At 33.4% G+C, this 18024-nt stretch carries 15 protein-coding genes and 1 pseudogene; 10 read left to right on the forward strand and 6 right to left on the reverse strand.

Going from position 1 to position 18024, the window contains the following annotated elements:
• Position 1: 1 nt before the first annotated feature.
• The 9 genes from OLM51_RS06405 to OLM51_RS06445 all read left to right on the forward strand — a co-directional run bounded on the left by OLM51_RS06405 (position 2) and on the right by OLM51_RS06445 (position 10389).
• Positions 2-1684 (forward strand): MBOAT family O-acyltransferase, encoded by a 1683-nt coding sequence (locus OLM51_RS06405; RefSeq protein WP_264553519.1) that lies wholly within the window; start codon positions 2-4, stop codon positions 1682-1684.
• 316 nt (positions 1685-2000) lie between these two features.
• Entirely contained in the window at positions 2001-3353 is a 1353-nt protein-coding gene (gene ffh / locus OLM51_RS06410) for a signal recognition particle protein (RefSeq protein ID WP_071635121.1), read from the forward strand.
• Between the two features lie 126 nt (positions 3354-3479).
• Entirely contained in the window at positions 3480-4367 is an 888-nt protein-coding gene (locus OLM51_RS06415) for a bifunctional 5,10-methylenetetrahydrofolate dehydrogenase/5,10-methenyltetrahydrofolate cyclohydrolase (protein ID WP_264553520.1), read from the forward strand.
• 296 nt (positions 4368-4663) lie between these two features.
• The gene (locus OLM51_RS06420; protein ID WP_264553521.1) at positions 4664-5590 is read left to right on the forward strand and encodes a magnesium transporter CorA family protein; all 927 of its coding nucleotides are present in this window, start codon (positions 4664-4666) and stop codon (positions 5588-5590) included.
• 388 nt (positions 5591-5978) lie between these two features.
• Positions 5979-6593 (forward strand): hypothetical protein, encoded by a 615-nt coding sequence (locus OLM51_RS06425; RefSeq protein WP_264553522.1) that lies wholly within the window; start codon positions 5979-5981, stop codon positions 6591-6593.
• 4 nt (positions 6594-6597) lie between these two features.
• A complete protein-coding gene (locus OLM51_RS06430) occupies positions 6598-6888 on the forward strand; it encodes a winged helix-turn-helix domain-containing protein (RefSeq protein WP_264553523.1) in 291 nt (96 codons plus the stop codon).
• Positions 6889-6946: 58 nt separating this feature from the next.
• Positions 6947-8119, forward strand: coding sequence for a DUF4173 domain-containing protein (locus OLM51_RS06435; protein ID WP_264553524.1), 1173 nt, complete (start codon positions 6947-6949; stop codon positions 8117-8119).
• Entirely contained in the window at positions 8107-8334 is a 228-nt protein-coding gene (locus OLM51_RS06440; protein WP_264553525.1) for a hypothetical protein, read from the forward strand. The genes OLM51_RS06435 and OLM51_RS06440 overlap by 13 nt, the downstream gene beginning before the upstream one ends.
• 129 nt (positions 8335-8463) lie before the next feature.
• Entirely contained in the window at positions 8464-10389 is a 1926-nt protein-coding gene (locus tag OLM51_RS06445) for a PQQ-like beta-propeller repeat protein (RefSeq protein ID WP_264553526.1), read from the forward strand.
• A gap of 65 nt (positions 10390-10454) precedes the next feature.
• On the opposite strand, the gene rluF is transcribed toward OLM51_RS06445, so the two are convergent.
• From rluF to OLM51_RS06470, 5 genes and pseudogenes are all read right to left on the reverse strand, one after another.
• On the reverse strand, positions 10455-11267 hold the full coding sequence (rluF, locus tag OLM51_RS06450; protein ID WP_264553527.1) for a 23S rRNA pseudouridine(2604) synthase RluF: 813 nt from the start codon (positions 11265-11267) through the stop codon (positions 10455-10457).
• Between the two features lie 101 nt (positions 11268-11368).
• Entirely contained in the window at positions 11369-11716 is a 348-nt protein-coding gene (locus OLM51_RS06455) for an antibiotic biosynthesis monooxygenase family protein (protein WP_264553528.1), read from the reverse strand.
• A 56-nt stretch (positions 11717-11772) separates the two neighbouring features.
• Positions 11773-12636, reverse strand: coding sequence for an alpha/beta fold hydrolase (locus OLM51_RS06460; RefSeq protein WP_264553529.1), 864 nt, complete (start codon positions 12634-12636; stop codon positions 11773-11775).
• Positions 12637-12815: 179 nt separating this feature from the next.
• A complete protein-coding gene (locus OLM51_RS06465) occupies positions 12816-13595 on the reverse strand; it encodes a zinc ribbon domain-containing protein (protein ID WP_264553530.1) in 780 nt (259 codons plus the stop codon).
• Positions 13596-13598: 3 nt separating this feature from the next.
• Positions 13599-14692, reverse strand: a pseudogene (locus OLM51_RS06470) (Nif3-like dinuclear metal center hexameric protein).
• A 91-nt stretch (positions 14693-14783) separates the two neighbouring features.
• Between OLM51_RS06470 and lpxK the strand changes: the two are divergent.
• Entirely contained in the window at positions 14784-15812 is a 1029-nt protein-coding gene (lpxK, locus tag OLM51_RS06475; protein ID WP_264553531.1) for a tetraacyldisaccharide 4'-kinase, read from the forward strand.
• Positions 15813-15842: 30 nt separating this feature from the next.
• Here lpxK and OLM51_RS06480 read toward each other — a convergent pair whose 3' ends face one another.
• Entirely contained in the window at positions 15843-18017 is a 2175-nt protein-coding gene (locus OLM51_RS06480; RefSeq protein ID WP_264553532.1) for an ATP-binding protein, read from the reverse strand.
• Positions 18018-18024 lie beyond the last annotated feature (7 nt).

The following is an 18024-nucleotide window of genomic DNA, read 5'->3' on the forward strand; positions in this document are numbered from 1 at the left end:
ATTGATAACAATAGATAGCATTAATGATTGGTTCATTCAAAATTTTGGTGCAATTTCAATAGAACAAGTTAAAGGTTGGTTTATATATAATCCAGACGAAAAATTATTATTTAATACCGGTTTATTCCTTGGATTATTTCTGGTTTTCTATTTTGTGTATGCCTTTTTGCGCAAAACATTTTATTTGAGATTAACCTACGTTATTCTCTTCTCGCTTTTCTTTTATTACAAGTCAAGCGGTATTTATTTTCTGTTGCTTTTGCTTTCGTCTGTTGTAGATTACGGGCTAAGTCAGATTATTTTCAGAGCAACTAAAGACACTACTAAGAAAGTATATCTAGTTATAAGTGTGATCCTGAACTTAGGATTGCTGGGGTATTTTAAGTACATGAACTTTATGATTGTGACATTCAATGATATGTTTCATGGTAATTACCAGCTACACGATATTTTTCTTCCTGTCGGAATTTCATTCTATACTTTTCAGTCAATGAGTTATATTATTGAAATTTATCGTGAAGAAATTAAACCGACAAAAAACTATATCGAATATTTATTTTTCGTTTCGTTTTTTCCACAATTAGTTGCCGGGCCAATTGTACGTGCAAAAGACTTTCTTCCGCAGATTTATCAAAAACTAAATCTGACACAACAAGATGTAAACAATGCTTTGTTTTTGATTATTGGAGGATTAATAAAGAAAACGGTAATCTCAAATTACATTTCAGTAAATTTTGTCGACCGTGTTTTTGATACGCCTTTAACCTATACTTCTTTTGAAAATTTAATGGCATCATACGGATATGCGATTCAAATCTATTGTGATTTTTCCGGATACTCAGATATGGCAATCGGAATTGCTTTGTTACTTGGATTCAAATTACCGGTCAATTTTAGAACACCATATAAATCAACTTCGATTACAGATTTCTGGAGAAGATGGCATATTTCACTTTCAACCTGGTTAAAAGATTTCTTATACATTTCGATGGGAGGAAACCGTGAAGGCTCATTTGCAGGATTTTTATTCCCAAGCTTATTTTTCTTCGGATTATTAGTCTGGGGAATTACAAGTTACAGTACAAGTATAATCCCACTAATTGTTGCTTCAGTTTCAATTTTACTTTTTTGTTTGTCATTCCTTCTTTCAAGTAAAAGAAAACAAACCTTAGTGACCAATTTAAATTTGTTTACTACTATGCTTTTAGGTGGATTATGGCACGGAGCAGGAGCACAATTTATTGTTTGGGGAGCTTTACACGGATTAGCTTTGGCAGTTCATAAGATTTTTGTTGAATTCTTTCCTTCAAAAAAAGATAAAAAACCGAACTTCTTATGGAGATTCTTTTCCATCCTGATTACATTTCATTTTGTAGTTTTCTGTTGGATATTTTTCCGTGCAAGAGATTTCGAAACAGCGTTACAGGTAATAAATAATATCGGACAGTTAACATTTGAACCAGAGCTTTGGCAGACGGTTATTATAGGGTACAAAAATGTATTCTTATTAATGTTGTTCGGATACGTTTGGCATTTCCTTCCGGAAGTTATCACAGACAAAATGAAGTTTGTTTTCGACAAAACACCATTACTATTAAAAGCTGTAATTCTGGGCTTCGTTTACTGGATTGTTTACGCAACATCAGTGGCAGGTTCACAACCTTTTATTTACTTTCAATTTTAAATTTAAAGGTTTATAGCCGCAAAGGCACTAAGGCGCAAAGGTTTTATTCTTTGCGCCTTTTTTTCTTTTGCCACAGATTAGAAGGATTAAAATGATTTTTCTCACGCAGATTTTGCAGATATTGGTGATTTTTTTCATACTCTATCTAAAAAATGATCTGCAAAATCTGCGAGAGAAAAATAATTAGAGAAATTAGCGTAATTCGTGGCAAAAAACTTTGCGCCTTAGTGCCTTCGTGGCAAAAAATTGCGCATAAATAAAAATTGCCTGAAATGTCTAATTAGATTATCTTTGCACTTCAAATAAAGAAAATAGTATGTTTGATAATTTAAGTGATAAGTTAGATAAAGCGTTCCATATATTAAAAGGACACGGTAAAATTACAGAAGTAAACGTTGCCGATACTTTAAAAGAAGTTCGTCGTGCATTACTTGATGCCGATGTTAACTTTAAAATTGCTAAAGATTTTACAACCAAAGTAAAAGAAAAAGCAATTGGTCAGGATGTATTAACTACGCTTCAGCCAGGACAATTGTTGGTGAAGTTAGTTAAAGACGAACTGACTGAATTAATGGGAGGTGATGTAGCAGGTGTAAATCTTTCCGGGAATCCAAGCGTTATTTTAATGTCGGGACTTCAGGGTTCTGGTAAAACTACTTTCTCAGGAAAATTAGCTAATTTCTTAAAAACAAAGAAAAACAAAAAACCACTTCTTGTAGCGTGTGATATCTACCGTCCGGCGGCGATCAATCAGTTACATGTTGTTGGAGATCAAATAGGTGTTGAGGTTTACTCAGAGCCAGAAAATAAAAATCCTGTTGAGATTGCTCAAAATGCAATTAAACATGCAAAAGCAAACGGTTTCAATGTAGTTATCGTCGATACTGCAGGTCGTTTGGCGGTAGATCAGGAAATGATGGACGAAATTGCACGTGTACACAAAGCAATTCAACCACAAGAAACATTGTTCGTTGTCGACTCTATGACAGGACAAGATGCTGTAAACACAGCAAAAGCTTTCAACGATATCCTGAATTTTGATGGAGTTATCTTAACGAAATTAGATGGTGATACTCGTGGTGGAGCTGCAATTTCGATTAAATCGGTTGTAAACAAACCAATTAAATTTGTTGGTACAGGCGAGAAGATGGAAGCAATTGATGTTTTCTATCCAGATCGTATGGCTGAGCGTATTCTTGGTATGGGAGACGTTGTGTCACTTGTAGAAAGAGCTCAGGAACAATTTGACGAAGAAGAAGCAAGAAAACTTCAAAAGAAAATCGCTAAAAACGAATTTGGTTTTGATGATTTCTTAACGCAGATTCAGCAAGTAAAGAAAATGGGTAATATGAAAGACCTGGTTGGAATGATACCTGGAGCTTCAAAAGCCATGAAAGATGTAGAAATAGAAGATGACGCTTTTAAACATATAGAAGCAATCATTCACTCGATGACGCCAATCGAAAGAAGCAAACCGGCCATAATCGACGTAAAAAGAAAAGCCAGAATCGCTAAAGGTTCAGGAACTAAAGTCGAGCAGGTAAATCAGTTAATGAAGCAGTTTGACCAAATGAGTAAAATGATGAAGATGATGCAAGGTCCGGGCGGAAAAAACCTGATGAAAATGATGGGAGGCATGAAAGGAATGCCAGGAGGAATGCCGAGATAATAAAAAATAAAAGTTTCAAGTTTCAGGTTTCAAGTTAGGAGACTGAAATTTGAAACTTTTTTAATTCAATAAATATTAGTTTCGCAAATATCGTGAAACATGAAACTTTAAACCTGAAACAACACAATGCAACTACTAGACGGTAAAAAAACATCTGAAGACATTAAAAACGAAATCGCAGCTGAAGTTCAAGCTATAAAAGACGCTGGGGGAAAAGTTCCTCATCTGGCAGCTGTCTTAGTGGGCAACAACGGCGCAAGTTTAACTTACGTAGGAAGTAAAGTAAAATCTTGCCAGCAAATTGGTTTTGATTCTACTTTGGTTGCTTTGCCTGAAACTATTACCGAGGCTGAATTACTGGATAAAATCAAAGAATTAAACGAAGATGATAATCTTGACGGATACATTGTTCAATTGCCTTTACCAAAACACATCGACGAGCAAAAAATCTTATTAGCAATCGATCCTGATAAGGACGTAGACGGATTTCATCCAACAAACTTTGGAAGAATGGCGCTGGAAATGGAAAGTTTTATTCCTGCAACACCATTTGGAATTATGGAATTGTTAGAGCGTTACAAAGTAGAAACTTCAGGAAAACATACTGTTGTAATTGGAAGAAGCCATATCGTTGGGAGACCAATGAGTATATTAATGAGCCGTAAAGGTAATCCCGGAGATTCAACTGTTACTTTAACGCACAGCCGTACTAAAAACTTAGCAGAATTTACTAAAAATGCAGATATCATTATTACCGCTTTAGGAGTTCCTGAATTTTTAAAAGGTGATATGGTAAAAGACGGAGTAGTAATTATAGACGTTGGAATTACTCGTGTAGATGATGCATCGAACTCAAAAGGTTACGTTATTAAAGGTGACGTTGACTTTGACGGAGTAAGCAAAAAAGCATCTTACATTACGCCAGTTCCTGGTGGAGTAGGGCCAATGACAATTGCAATGCTGCTTAAAAATACACTTTTAGCACGTAAAATGAGAAGTGCAAGAAATCAATAATTTCTTCTCAAAATACTTAAAAAGCCTGTTCGTTTGAACAGGCTTTTTTATTGCATAACTATTTTTTTTTAAACATATAGCCCCAATAGCTATCGGGGCTACGTGTTTAAAAAACTGCCCAAAGTGCCATTTTAATATTTAATTAATATTTTAAAGTTTTGGTTCTTAAAAATAAAGGATACTTTTGCACCACTTAAAAAACACTTCTCCAAATGGACGATTATTATTCGTTAGTACTTAATTAAAAGCAGCTTTTGAAAATTTCAAAATGCTGCGATAAAACCCTGTATTTTGAAATGAAAGCCTTTTACACAAACGACAACGGATTACTACAAATACCAAAATGGATTCCAAACTGCTGGATAAGTATCGAGGATCCCACAGAAACAGAAAAAAAATATTTACTGGAAGAACTTCAAATTCCCGAAGCATTCTACAATGATATCGAAGATATCGATGAAAGACCCCGTATAGAAATTGAAGATGGCTGGACGCTTATCATCATGCGTGTTCCTATAAAAAGTAATGATATTAAACTTCCTTTTCAGACCATTCCGATGGGGATAATTTTCAAAGACGATGTCTGCGTAACCATCACTTTTTACAAAACAGAAGTTATCTATGATTTTATGTTGTATTCACGACGCAAAAACATTCAGGTAAAAGATAATTTCGACTGGGTTTTGAGATTGCTCCTTTCATCAAGTGTTTGGTACTTAAAATATTTAAAACAAGTCAATCAGAAAATAAAACTGGCAGAGGATAATTTAGAGAAATCCATCAAAAATGAAGAATTGCAGGCCCTGCTTCAAATCGAAAAATGTTTAGTGTTCTTTATTACCTCATTAAAAGCAAATGATGTCTTATTTCAACGCATTAAAAATCTAAAAGCACATAAAGCAAATTACGATCCAGACTTATTAGAAGATGTCGAAATCGAATTAAGCCAGGCACAGGATACGGCCAATATTTACAGTAATATCCTCACTGGAATGATGGACGCTTATGCATCGGTCATTTCCAATAATATGAATAACATCATGAAGCAAATGACTTCAATTTCGATCATATTGATGATTCCGACATTAATTGCCAGTTTGTACGGAATGAACGTACCAAATGGTCTGGAAGAAAGTAAATATGGTATCTGGATACTGCTTTTAGTTTCTATAGTGCTATCAACTTTCGGAGTCTTTTTATTCAAAAGAAGAAGATGGTTTTAATTTAAAAATTTAAAATAGTAAGAGCCTGTTCGTTAAGAATGGGCTTTTTCGTTTTGTAATTTGGGCGTGACCGTGTTTGCAAAAAGGCGCATCAATCTTTGTGCGTATGCGCGCCTTTTTCAAACACGGTCAGGCTATCCATGCTGCTTCGGCAGCTTATTCCTATCCTTCACGCAGCTCTTAGGGAATAATAAATCTAATTCCTGCAAGGTTTTCAAAACCTTGTAGGTATACTTAGATGACTAAAATAGAATTTATTTTTCGGCTCAAATAGAGAGCAGAGACCTACAAGGTTTTGAAAACCTTGCAGGAATCGTAAAAATATTTTATACTTTTTATTTGTCAATTCAAAATAAATAATAACTTTGTACTGCAAAGTATTTTAATTATGAATCAAAAGCACCAAGAAGATTTAGCACACATTCGTTCCATGATGGAGCGTTCTTCAAGATTTATATCATTAAGCGGACTTTCGGGAGTCTTCGCTGGTCTTTCAGCTTTAATTGGCGGAATTTATGTTTATCAGCTTTTCAAAGTAAACGGTATCGATTATCTAAATGATGGGCATAGGTTATATTCTACCAATCTAGTTTCAGAATTATTCTGGATCGGCATCATAATTATGGTCGTTGCATTAGTATTTGCTGCTTTCTTTACAATTAGAAAAAGCCGAAAATACAATTTGCCAATTTGGACTTCAGCAACAAAAAAGATGCTTCTTCATTTGGCAGTACCGCTTTTAACTGGCGGGATATTTTGTCTGGCATTAATATATTATGGGCACTTTGGTTTAGTGGCTCCTGCAACATTAATTTTTTACGGACTTGCTGTTGTAAACGCAGAAAAATATACATTTTCGGACATAAAATATCTTGGTTTCTCGGAACTGATTTTAGGATGTATTGCACTTTTTAATATAGGATATGGTTTGATCTTTTGGATTATCGGATTCGGAATCCTGCATATCGTATACGGATTAGTGATGTTCAAAAAATACAAATAACCCAATGGGAATTATTGATAAACTAAATAAAGATTTTGAAAGCCGTGTCAGATTGGGTATTATGTCCGTTCTGATGGTTAACGACTGGGTGGATTTTACCGAGATGAAAACCCTTTTAAATATCACAGATGGAAATTTAGCAAGTCATTCCTCAGCATTAGAAAAATCACAATATATCGAAGTTAAGAAAGAATTTGTGGGCAAAAAACCTAAAACATCTTATCAGGTAACACCACTTGGCCGCGTGGCGTTTAAAGAGCACCTTTCGTACCTCGAAAAATTGATGAAATCTTAATAACTATATTTTTTTGTCCAATAACTTTGAAATACAAAGTACTTTTAATTTAATAAAAATGAAAAAACATCAAATTATTTTAGCTTGTACAGTACTGTTTGCAGTGCTTTTTTACAATCAGTCTCCTGGAGTTAATCTTAGCATTTTTGGCGTATTATTAACGCTATTAGTTAGTTATTTTTTTCAGGAAAAGTTTGTCGACAGATCGCATTTGGTTCTGGTGGTAACTTCTATCTTATCTTGTTTTGCTTTTGCATGGTATGGCGATGCTGCTTCGTTTTTTGCTTTAGCAATGTCAATTCTGTTTTTACAACTTAAAACTCAGGATGGCGAACTCAAAATTATACAGATATTTCCAATTGTATTCCTGAACGCATTCACTTCGGTAGGACGTATCTTTATTTTTAGTCAATGGCTGCCCGAGCGAAAAATTCATAATGATTTTGCTAAGAAATTAGTGGCTTTTGTGGTAATTCCTGTCATCTTTCTGGGATTGTTTTTTATCGTGTACTCTTTCGGAAGTAATCATTTTTCTTCATTGTTCACAGATTATACTTTAGATATTAATATTTTTCAGTTAATCTTAATTACCATATTGGGGTTTTATATTTCGTTTAGCTTTTGGAATTATTGGATTCCCGATGCTTGTTATGAGTTTAATCCAAAATTGGATAATGAATTCAGCAACATTTCGGAAATTAAAAATCAAAGCACATTTTCATTTCTTGATCTTGATTTTGAAAGAAAAAGTGGCGCAATAACATTATTTCTATTAAATATTATGCTTCTGGTTTTTATAGGAACTTACAACTACGAGCAGTTTTTTGAAATAGTCGAAAAAACAAATTTAAGTGCGGATACACATGAACGTGTAAATGCAGTAATCTTTTCAATACTTATGGCAGTTGGTGTGATCTTATTTTATTTCAAAGGAGGTTTTAATTTTGATGAAAAAGCCACTTCATTAAAACGGTTTGCCAAAATCTGGATTGCTTTAAATATAATTTTGATTATTAGTGCAATGGTCAAAAACACAGAATATGTTTCTTTCTTTGGCTTAACTTACAAAAGACTGGGAGTTTATGCATTTTTAATTTTAGCGATTATTGGTTTAGTTTATTCTTTTCTAAAAATTACCAGACAAAAAACAAATGCGTATTTGGTTAATCAAATGGTTTGGTATTTCTATGGAACAGTTTTAGTTTGCAGCTATGTAAATTGGGAAGTTTAATTACAAATTATAACATCTATGTAAATAAGGGAGTAGAGCCAGTATTTCTAAGCGGATTAAATTTTAATGACGATGAGCGCAGAGCGCATTTTGAAAAAAATAATCTTTATGGTCAGGAACCGGAAATCATTAGAGAAGAATTGATTTCAAATTACCAAAATGAAAGTTTTCTGTCTAAAGCTTTGTATTATGATTTTCTAAAAACTCAAAAATAAATGTAAATGAAAAAACATCATGAAAAAGTATATTTTTATGATGTTTTTTTTTAATAAAATACGCGTCGTTTAGTTTTAATATGAGATATTTGTTGTTCAAAAATAAATTAATCCTAACCTGCAACAACTATGAAGAAAATTACAATGCTGCTTTTTTTAGCATTAGCTAGTTACTCTGGATTTGCCCAGAGAACTGCTGATGAGGTCCTAAAAATGAATTCAAAAATCGAAGATTTAACACAAAACGTAATTACAGGAATTATTGTAGTTAAAGAAGGAAATATCGTAAAAGGTATTAGCCCTGAAACAAAAGCTGAAGTATGGAGCTTTGATGCTGACAAAAATGTTGGTACCGTTACTACGATGGAAACTTTAAATATGCTTGACGCTCAAAGTAAGCTTGATGTAGAAACCATGTTTGCCAGCAAACGTATACTTAAACCAATTGAAGGTACACCTTACGTAGAAGCACTAGTAAACTACAAAACAGTTTTGATCAATACACTTGATGGAAAAGTGGTTTACAACTCTGCTAATTACAAATACAGAGTTTTTAACAGCCAGTTTTTATACGGCGAAAACCAATATTTAGTTAAAGGTGCAGAAAACGGAAAAGTAATTGCGTCATTGATTGACTTGAATACCGGAGACGTACTTTGGAAAACAGAACAAGGAGATGCAAAAAGCGCATTTGCTTCAATGTTTACCTTTAAATCAAATTTTTCTAATGAAGCAGAAATAAGCGATACAACAATCTATTCGCTTTATATGGGTAAACTATCAGCGATTGATAGAAATACCGGAGCTTTAAAATGGACAGGAGAATTAGAGTACTCTAAAGTGTTTCCAACTCAAAACAACAAAAACTTAGTTGTAATTAACAGCAAAGGATTATTGTCATCTAAACAATACTTAAATGTTTTAGATGCTGAGACTGGGAAACCAATCTGGGAAGATGCAATCAAAACAAAATATATTGTTTATTTAGAAGACTGGGGAGATAAAATTTTAGTGGCGCACAACAGCGGATTCAATTTCTTTAATTTAAAAGACGGATCTAAAATCTGGAAAAAAGACGCCCGTGGAGACGGATTGAAAAAAGTAATTTCTATTGATGGAGATTATTTATACGTTGCCGAAAACGAAATGATGCTTATTGACAAAGATGGTCAAAAGAAATGGAAAAGCTTTATTGAAATCTCGGACGATAAAGAAGATGCTATTAATTACTTAGGAAAAGTTGATGATAAAGTTTTATACTTAACAGCAACTTATGGTAATATGGTAGACTATAAGTCTGGTAAAAAATTATGGAGAGGGAATTTGAAATTTGACAAAAACCGTCCATTGTTAAATGTTTTTGACGAAGAAAATAATCAATTTCTAGTGTACAACGATGAAAAACTTTTCAAGTTTAATACGACTGTAGCTGACAAACCAGATCCATTTGCAAAGGTTAATGTGAAGAAAGAAAAAGAATTAAATTCTATCGAATTATTTCCATGGGGAGTTGCACTTTCAGGACCAACAGAAGTGATGGGAGTAAGCAAAGACGGTAAAGTTTTATATCAAAAAATATATACACAACCAGGTGATGGTGGAAGAGCTTGGGGTCAGGCTTTATCTACTGCCGGATCTATAGGTTTAGGTGTTTCTGCGGGATACAATGCTGCGATGGGAGCAGAATGGAGAATGGTTTACATTGATCCGGCAACAGGACAAGAAGTTGGTTCTAGCGTGATCAAAAAACAAAACGACAAACAATTAGCTAGAGGTGCAAAACAAGCTGCAGGATCTGCTATGTTAGGAGATCTTTCTAAAAGATTTGCAAAGCGTTTTGATGCAATGAGACAAAGCCGTGACTTCTCTTATATTTTTGCTAAAGACGAAGCAACACAAAAGAAAGTTTTGGTAAAGGTGAGAAAAGATGACGGAACAGAATTAGACAAAATTCAATTCGAGAATATGCGTCCAATTTATGAAGTTGATTTCGCTACTCAGTCTGTCTACTATATTTATGAGAATGAATTAAGAATTTTCAATAAGAAAATCTAATTCATCTTAGGATAAAGTAAAAGGCGTATTGATTAATCTCAATACGCCTTTTTTATTATGATAAATTATTGATCTCCTCTTTTCTTAAATCTTGGATCATGTTTAGAAATAAACGTTGTTCTTCGACTTGGAGCTTCCACTTTCGGCAGACTTGCTTCTTCTGTTTTGCTTGAAGGTTCAATTAACAGATTTAATTCTTTTATTTCAGCATCTGTTAAATCACGATAACGCCCAACCGGAACATCCAAAGAAATATTAATAATCCGGATACGTTTAAGCGCTGTAACTTCGTAACCCAAATATTCAGACATTCTTCTAATCTGGCGGTTTAAACCCTGTGTCAGGATAATTTTGAAAGTGTATTTGCTAATTTGCTCTACTTTACACTTTTTAGTAACGGTATCCAGAATCGGGACGCCATTTCCCATTTTTTGTATGAAGCAATCTGTAATTGGTTTGTTTACCGTTACTGTATATTCTTTTTCGTGATTGTTTCTTGCACGCAAAATCTTATTTACAATATCACCATCGTTAGTCATAAAAATTAATCCTTCACTGGCTTTATCCAATCTTCCAATTGGGAAAATACGTTTTGGGTAATTAATGTAATCAACAATATTATTTCGAACTTCAAGATTAGTTGTGCATTCAATTCCGACTGGCTTGTTAAAAGCCAGATAAACCAATTTTTCGTGTTTCTCCACGATCAATTTTCCGTCTACGCGTATTTCATCCTCTGGCGAAACTTTAGTTCCCATTTCAGGCACAACGCCATTTATCGTAACACGTCCTTCTTCAATTAATTTATCAGCTTCACGACGAGAACAAAAACCCGTTTCTGCAATAAATTTATTCAGACGTTTTAAATTTTCTTCCATACTGCAAAAGTAGACAAAAGTTTAGACATCTTAGAATTTTAGATTTCAGACTTTTGAGAAAAACTTAGAACCTTAGTAGCTTAGAATCTTAGCACCTTTTCTCAAGAATCATGAAAAACCGAACTATCTTCTGGAGTTTCTTTTCTTTCAAACATTCCGTAATCACGAACTACAGTTGCAATTCTTAAGTGATAATCTTTAAAAACTTCCTTTCGGCCTTTTGTCTGTGCATGACGATGCATCTCAAGATTTCGCCATTGCTGAATACTTTCTTCATCCCGCCAAAATGATAAAGACAAAATTTTTCCGGGATCATTAAGGCTTTGAAATCTTTCAATAGAGATAAATCCATCAATCTTGCTTAACTCTGGTTTCAGACTTGCAGCAATATCCAGATATTCTTCTTTTTTTCCTTCGTTTGGAATTACTTCAAAAATTACTGCTATCATTTTAATTTTTAATTTTAGATTTTAGAATTCAGATTTTAGATTTTTGGAAAAACCTTTTACTTTGAATGTGTAGAAGAAAAAAGAAACTCAATGACCTTATCATATAATTCATCATCGTGCATTCCGTGACCTAAACCACTGGTTTCAATAAATTGACTATTTTTCCAATTGCTGGCTATTTTTTTGCCCTCTTCAAAAGCAACAATTTTATCCGAAGTATCATGTGCAATTAGTCCCGGAATGTTAAAACCGGAAGCAAATCTTTGCCCTGAAAAATCTTCGAGTTTAAAATTGAAACGATCCATAAATTTGCTTTCTAAAAGCGAAAACATTTTGGTGTTAAGGCTTAACATTGAGACGTAATTGTCGATCAAAGTTTTTAATTCTGAAGGCGCTCCCAAAATAACCATTTTGTTAATACTGGTATTTGGAAATAAATATTGATGATATACGCAAGCCGCACCGCCAATTGAATGTCCAATAATAATCTCCGGCTGGTATTTTTCTACCGCTTTATTAATGAATTCTGCGTAAAGCGGCACATTAAATTCTTTTCCGCTGCTTTGCCCATGTGCAGGAGCGTCAATGGCAATAATAGTGCTTCCTGACTTTTGGAGATGCGGTAAGGTCTTTTTCCAGCGTGATGCATTGCTCTCCCAGCCGTGTACTAGTAGAATCTTGGTTTCGTTTCCTTTCCAGACATAAGTCTGAAAATGATGTTCGTTATGATGGAAAGTTTCGGTTTCTGTATTTTTTAAAACTTTTGGAAGTTCTTCTTTTTTTAATCTCCCAATTCTAGGCTGGCTAAAAAGTGAATATGAAAGTTCAACAGCTTTTTGCGGACGCACATAACTTAGGAAGTTAATATATGACCCAACTGATTTTAATGTAATAAAACGAATTCCTTTTTTAATTCCCAAAATGAGTAATTTAATGATGAGTATAATATTCGGGGTCTAAAAAGAGTTGCCACGAATTACACAAATTTAGCATGAATTTTTATTCTTTGATATATCAGATAAAAAATTAATGAAATTAGTGTAATTCGTGGCAAAAACAGATAAAAAAAAAGTCCCGATTTAATCGGGACTTGTATGATTTAGAATTTAGAGAACAATTGTTCCATTTTTTCTTTTTCTTCTTCTGCTAATTGAGTATCAACTAAAATTCTTCCAGAATGCTCATCAGTGATGATTTTCTTTCTTGAAGCGATCTCAACTTGAGTTTGTGGTGGAATAGTGAAGAATGATCCTGCAGATGCTCCTCTTTCGATAGAAACTACAGCTAAACCATTACGAACACTGCTTCTGATTCTGTTGTAAGCTGCCAATAATCTGTCTTCAATTTGTGAAGCAAACTCAGCAGATTTCTCAGACAAGAAGATTTCTTCTTTTTGAGTTTCAGCCATAATAGCATCTAGTTCAGATTTTTTATGTTTTAAATGTGAACTTTTTGCGTCAAGCTTTTCTTTTAAATTAGAAGTAACTTCTTTTTTATGTTCGATAGAAGCTTTCATTTCTTTGATTTGCTTTTCAGCCAATTGAATTTCTAATTCCTGAAATTCAACCTCTTTAGTCAAAGAATTAAATTCTCTGTTATTACGAACTGATTCTTGTTGTTTTGTGTATTTTTTGATAACCTCTTTATGCTCCTCAATAGCAATTTTCTTTGCTTTGATTTGCTCTTCAATCACTTCAAGTTCACCTTTCAGTTTTTCTGAACGAGTGCTCAAACCTGCAACTTCATCTTCTAAATCTTCTACCTCTAAAGGAAGCTCCCCTCTTACGTTTCTGATTTCGTCAATTCTAGAGTCAATAAGCTGTAAATCGTATATTGCTCTTAACTTGTCCTCAACACTTAATTCTTTCGTATTCGCCATATTCTATAAGTACTTAACTGGATTTGTATTTTCTTCCGATAAAATGATGGCAAAATTAAGGATTTTTTTTGAAGAAAATCAACAATATAGTTTTTTGTATAGCGTTCGCTCTCAAAATGACCAATATCTGCCAAAAGTAACTTATTTTCGGCTTCATAAAATTGATGGTATTTTAAATCAGCAGTCAAAAAAGCGTCTGCTCCGGCCTGAATAGCATTTTTTATGGCAAAACTTCCTGAGCCTCCTAAAACGGCAACTTTTTTGATTTTTTTAGAAAGAAAGGCAGAATGACGAATTCCATCAGCAATCATTTTGTCTTTTACATAATGAAGAAATTCTTTCTCATCCATTTCATTTTCAAATTCTCCAATCATTCCAAGACCAATGTTTTGATGTGAATTTTCGAGATTGTAAATTTCATAAGCGACTTCTTCATAAATATGATTTGCAAAAAGCGTTTTTAGAATTCTGGATTGAAGATGTTTTTCAAAGGTAACTTCAATTTTTATTTCCTGAGTTTCGGTAAGTTCATGTCGTTCGCCAATTACCGGATTACTTTCAGAATTTCCTTTATATGTTCCAATGCCGTCTGAGTTAAAACTGCAGTTTTCATAATTGCCAATAGTTCCCGCACCGGCTTCAAACAAAGCCTGACGAACTTTTTGAGCATTTTCAGGAACAGTATAAGTCACTAATTTTTGTATGAAGTTTTGTTTTGGAATCAAAACTTTAGTATTTGTTAAGCCCAAAGCATCGCAGAAAATTTTATTAACGCCTTGTGAATGGTTGTCAAGTGCAGTGTGAACAGCATAAATAGCAATGTCATTTTTTATTGCTTTTAAAATGGCGCGCTCTACATAATTTTTGCCTGTAATCTTTTTAATGCCCGAAAATAAAATCGGATGGAAGCAAACAACCAAATTGCAGTTTTTGGTAATAGCTTCGTCGATAACATTTTCTAAGGCATCGTGACATACTAAAACTCCTGTGCTTTCGGTTTCAGAATCTCCGACTAAGAGTCCTACATTGTCAAAATCTTCGGCATAAGCCAGAGGAGCCATTTCTTCAAGAGCCGATATAATATTTTTGATTTTCATTTTCAGTTTTTGTTTCGGGTTTGAAGTTTCATGTTTTGTTTGATCATTGAAACCTCAAACAAATTAACGAAAAAAATTATACTTTCGTAAAATGAATCTACTTCGAAAAATACTTTTTCCTTTTGCCATTTTATATGGCCTCATTACTTCAGTTAGAAATTTTCTTTTTGATAAAGGAATTCTAAAATCTACATCATTTGATATTCCTGTGATCGCTGTTGGAAACCTTAGTGTAGGAGGAACAGGAAAGACACCACAAATTGAATACCTGATTCGGTTATTATCAAATGAATTTAAAATAGCCACTTTAAGTCGCGGATATAAGCGAAAGTCTGAAGGTTTTGTGTTGGCCGACGAAAATGTTAATGCAGAAATTTTAGGAGATGAACCTTTCCAGTTTTATCAAAAATTCCCAAATATTCAGGTTGCTGTTGATGCCAACAGAACTAATGGAATTCAGCAACTGCTTTCTCAGAAAGTAAAGCCCGAAGTAATTTTATTGGATGATGCGTATCAGCATCGAAAAGTAAAGGCTGGTTTTTATATTTTACTGTCTGCTTATGATGATTTGTATGCAGACGATTTTATGCTGCCAACAGGTAATTTGCGCGAAAGTCGAAGTGGGGCAAACAGGGCCAGTATTGTAGTGGTTACAAAATGTCCAAAAGATCTAAGCGTTGAAAAACAGGAAAAAATAAGATTAAAACTTAAGCTTAAAGATACACAGCAGCTCTTTTTTACTTTTATAGATTACGATGACGTAGTATATGGTAAAGACAAAAAAGTTGTGATAAAAGAAATAAAAGCAGAATCAAAATTGCTTTTGGCCGGAATTGCAAAACCAAAACCGTTTTTTGATTATCTAAAAAATGAAACTGACGAATGTTTAACTTTTCCGGATCATCATCATTTTTCTGATGCAGATTTAGAAAACATTAAAAGTAAAGCCAACGGCAGAAAAATAATTACAACCGAGAAAGATTATGTGCGCTTAAAAGATTCGGAGTTAGTTGATCAATTGTATTATCTGCCAATAAAAAGCTCTTTTATCAATCATCAGCAAGATTTTGATACTGCAATTTTAAGATATACAAAGAAAAACTCAGAAGTAGAGGCTTAGTATCTTAGAATCTAAGAATAAGAATCTTAGTTAATCAAAAAATTTAGCGATTGTACTGTAAAACTCGTCAGGAACAAAAGGTTTTGTAATCACGTCGTTCATTCCAAATGACAAAAGCATTTCTCGGTTTTCGTCTAATGAAATTGCAGTTAGCGCTATAATTGGAGTGGTTTTATCAAATTCTCTAATAAGTTTTGTAGCTGTTGTCCCGTTGATTCCAGGTAAATGTACATCCATTAAAACCATGTCAAAGCGTTTTACTTTCAATAATTCAACGGCTTCTTCACCGTTATCGACTATTTCGCATCCAATTGCTTTGTTTTCGAGCATTTTTCGCGTAATCATCTGATTGATCTTATTATCCTCAATCAATAAAATTGATTTATTCTGTAACTGTTTGTCGCTGTATAATTTTGTTGGTTCTTCAACAGCTTTCAATTGTTCTTTATTAATGTTGAAATTTAATTTGAAAGTAAATGTAGAGCCTTTACCTACTTCACTTTTTAATTTTATTTCGCCACCCAGAAGTTCAATTAGTTTTTTTACGATTGTTAATCCTAGACCAGTTCCTCCGTATTTTCTGTTTACTTCAATAGATCCTTGCGAAAAGCTTTCAAATACAGTTTGTAGTTTATCCTCTGGGATTCCAATTCCGGTATCTACAATTTCAAAATAAACAGTTGCATTTTCTTCTTCCAGAGCATACAATTTTGCAATTACATTAACATGTCCGTTTTGTGTGAACTTTAATGCATTGTTGATTAAGTTAAGTATGATTTGAGATAATTTAGTAGGATCACCAATTAAAAAATCCGGAATAGCTTCGTCTACTTCAAGATTGAAATAGTTCTTATTTGCGGTTGCCAATTCTTTTAAAGAGCTTTGAATGTTGGTTAAAAGTTCTTTTAAGTTAAAGCTGATATTCTCGATTTCACTTTTGCTGGAATCAATTTTGTTGATTTCGAGAATTTCATTGATAAAGGTGGTAAGGTAATTTCCTGAAAATTTTAGAGACTCTAAATATTTTAATTGATTTTTCTTCGGATTATCTTCAAGAAGTAAATGCGTAATTCCGTTTATGGCATTAAGTGGTGTGCGCAGTTCGTGGCTTACGGTCGATAAGAATTCAGAACGTGCTTTTGAGGCTTTTTCGGCTTTGTTTTTAGCAAGGATAAGTTCTTTGTTTTTTTCTCTTAAAAGTAAATTATTCTGATTTCGAATAATATTGTTTTTATACAATGCCAGACTTAGAAGCGATAAAATTGAGATTAGTGCAATAGCCAGAATACTTACCAGTTTTGAATAACGATAAGTCTTTAATTGGATTTTCTGGTCACTTTCGCGTTTAAGCGTATTGTTTATAGATTGTGTTTTTTTAAATTTTTCAAACTCATTCATGTCGAGTTTGGCATTTTTTAGCTTAAGAATATAGTTTTCAAGCTGATAATGCTCATCAAGATAAGAATAGGCAAGATCAAAGTTTCTATTTTTTTTATAATACTGACTTATAGCCAGAATGATTTTTGATTTTTGATTTAGATTGTTGTTTTTCTCACTGTAATCTAAAGCATTGTCAAAATGAATTAAAGCCGAATCGTTTCTTTTAAGCTTAGTTTCAATCAGACCAAGTTCGTAATACGAATCCGTTTTGGTTTTGATGATTTTTGGATTGTCGGGTTTCTTTAGTATTTTTTGAAAAGTTTTAGCAGCAAGGGGTAAATTTTTCCCGGCTTTTAGAGCCATTGCTTTCTGATAATCTAAAATCTCTGCATGATCAACAATCTTAAGCTGGTTTAACAAGCTATCGGCTTTTTTGTAATATATGTTGCCAATCTCAAAATTACCCTGAGCGGTATTTGCAGCACCAATATAATGCAGTGCTAAAATTTTTGTGCAAGTGGGTTTTACTTTATCAAATAAGGAAACACTTTTGTGGAAGTTTTTTAATGCTTCATCGTATTTTTGCTGATTGTAATAGATTTTACCAAGCTTAAAAGTCTGATTGGCTAAATTTTCCCCTCTGTTATTTGTCTGGCAAAAATCAATAGACTTTTTGGTATAAAATACTGCCTGATTATACTTTTGTTTGTTAAGATTAGAGTTTGCCAGTTTATTGTAATAGGAAATACTGTCTGTATTCTGTTTAGTTTGAGAATACAAAAATGAATTAAATAAACAAACAAGAATAAGAAGGTGGTATTTCATGTATGGC

Origin of the sequence: Flavobacterium sp. N2038 (genome assembly GCF_025947185.1) — a bacterium.
Classification (GTDB): domain Bacteria; phylum Bacteroidota; class Bacteroidia; order Flavobacteriales; family Flavobacteriaceae; genus Flavobacterium.

What these genes read in the sequence shown, in the direction of transcription:
- ffh (WP_071635121.1), top strand. Translation starts at nt 2,001, where the DNA reads ATGTTTGATAATTTAAGTGATAAGTTAGATAAAGCGTTCCATATATTA.
- OLM51_RS06415 (WP_264553520.1), top strand. Translation starts at nt 3,480, where the DNA reads ATGCAACTACTAGACGGTAAAAAAACATCTGAAGACATTAAAAACGAA.
- OLM51_RS06420 (WP_264553521.1), top strand. Translation starts at nt 4,664, where the DNA reads ATGAAAGCCTTTTACACAAACGACAACGGATTACTACAAATACCAAAA.
- OLM51_RS06425 (WP_264553522.1), top strand. Translation starts at nt 5,979, where the DNA reads ATGAATCAAAAGCACCAAGAAGATTTAGCACACATTCGTTCCATGATG.
- OLM51_RS06430 (WP_264553523.1), top strand. Translation starts at nt 6,598, where the DNA reads ATGGGAATTATTGATAAACTAAATAAAGATTTTGAAAGCCGTGTCAGA.
- OLM51_RS06435 (WP_264553524.1), top strand. Translation starts at nt 6,947, where the DNA reads ATGAAAAAACATCAAATTATTTTAGCTTGTACAGTACTGTTTGCAGTG.
- OLM51_RS06445 (WP_264553526.1), top strand. Translation starts at nt 8,464, where the DNA reads ATGAAGAAAATTACAATGCTGCTTTTTTTAGCATTAGCTAGTTACTCT.
- rluF (WP_264553527.1), bottom strand. Translation starts at nt 11,267, where the DNA reads ATGGAAGAAAATTTAAAACGTCTGAATAAATTTATTGCAGAAACGGGT.
- OLM51_RS06455 (WP_264553528.1), bottom strand. Translation starts at nt 11,716, where the DNA reads ATGATAGCAGTAATTTTTGAAGTAATTCCAAACGAAGGAAAAAAAGAA.
- OLM51_RS06465 (WP_264553530.1), bottom strand. Translation starts at nt 13,595, where the DNA reads ATGGCGAATACGAAAGAATTAAGTGTTGAGGACAAGTTAAGAGCAATA.
- lpxK (WP_264553531.1), top strand. Translation starts at nt 14,784, where the DNA reads ATGAATCTACTTCGAAAAATACTTTTTCCTTTTGCCATTTTATATGGC.
- OLM51_RS06480 (WP_264553532.1), bottom strand. Translation starts at nt 18,017, where the DNA reads ATGAAATACCACCTTCTTATTCTTGTTTGTTTATTTAATTCATTTTTG.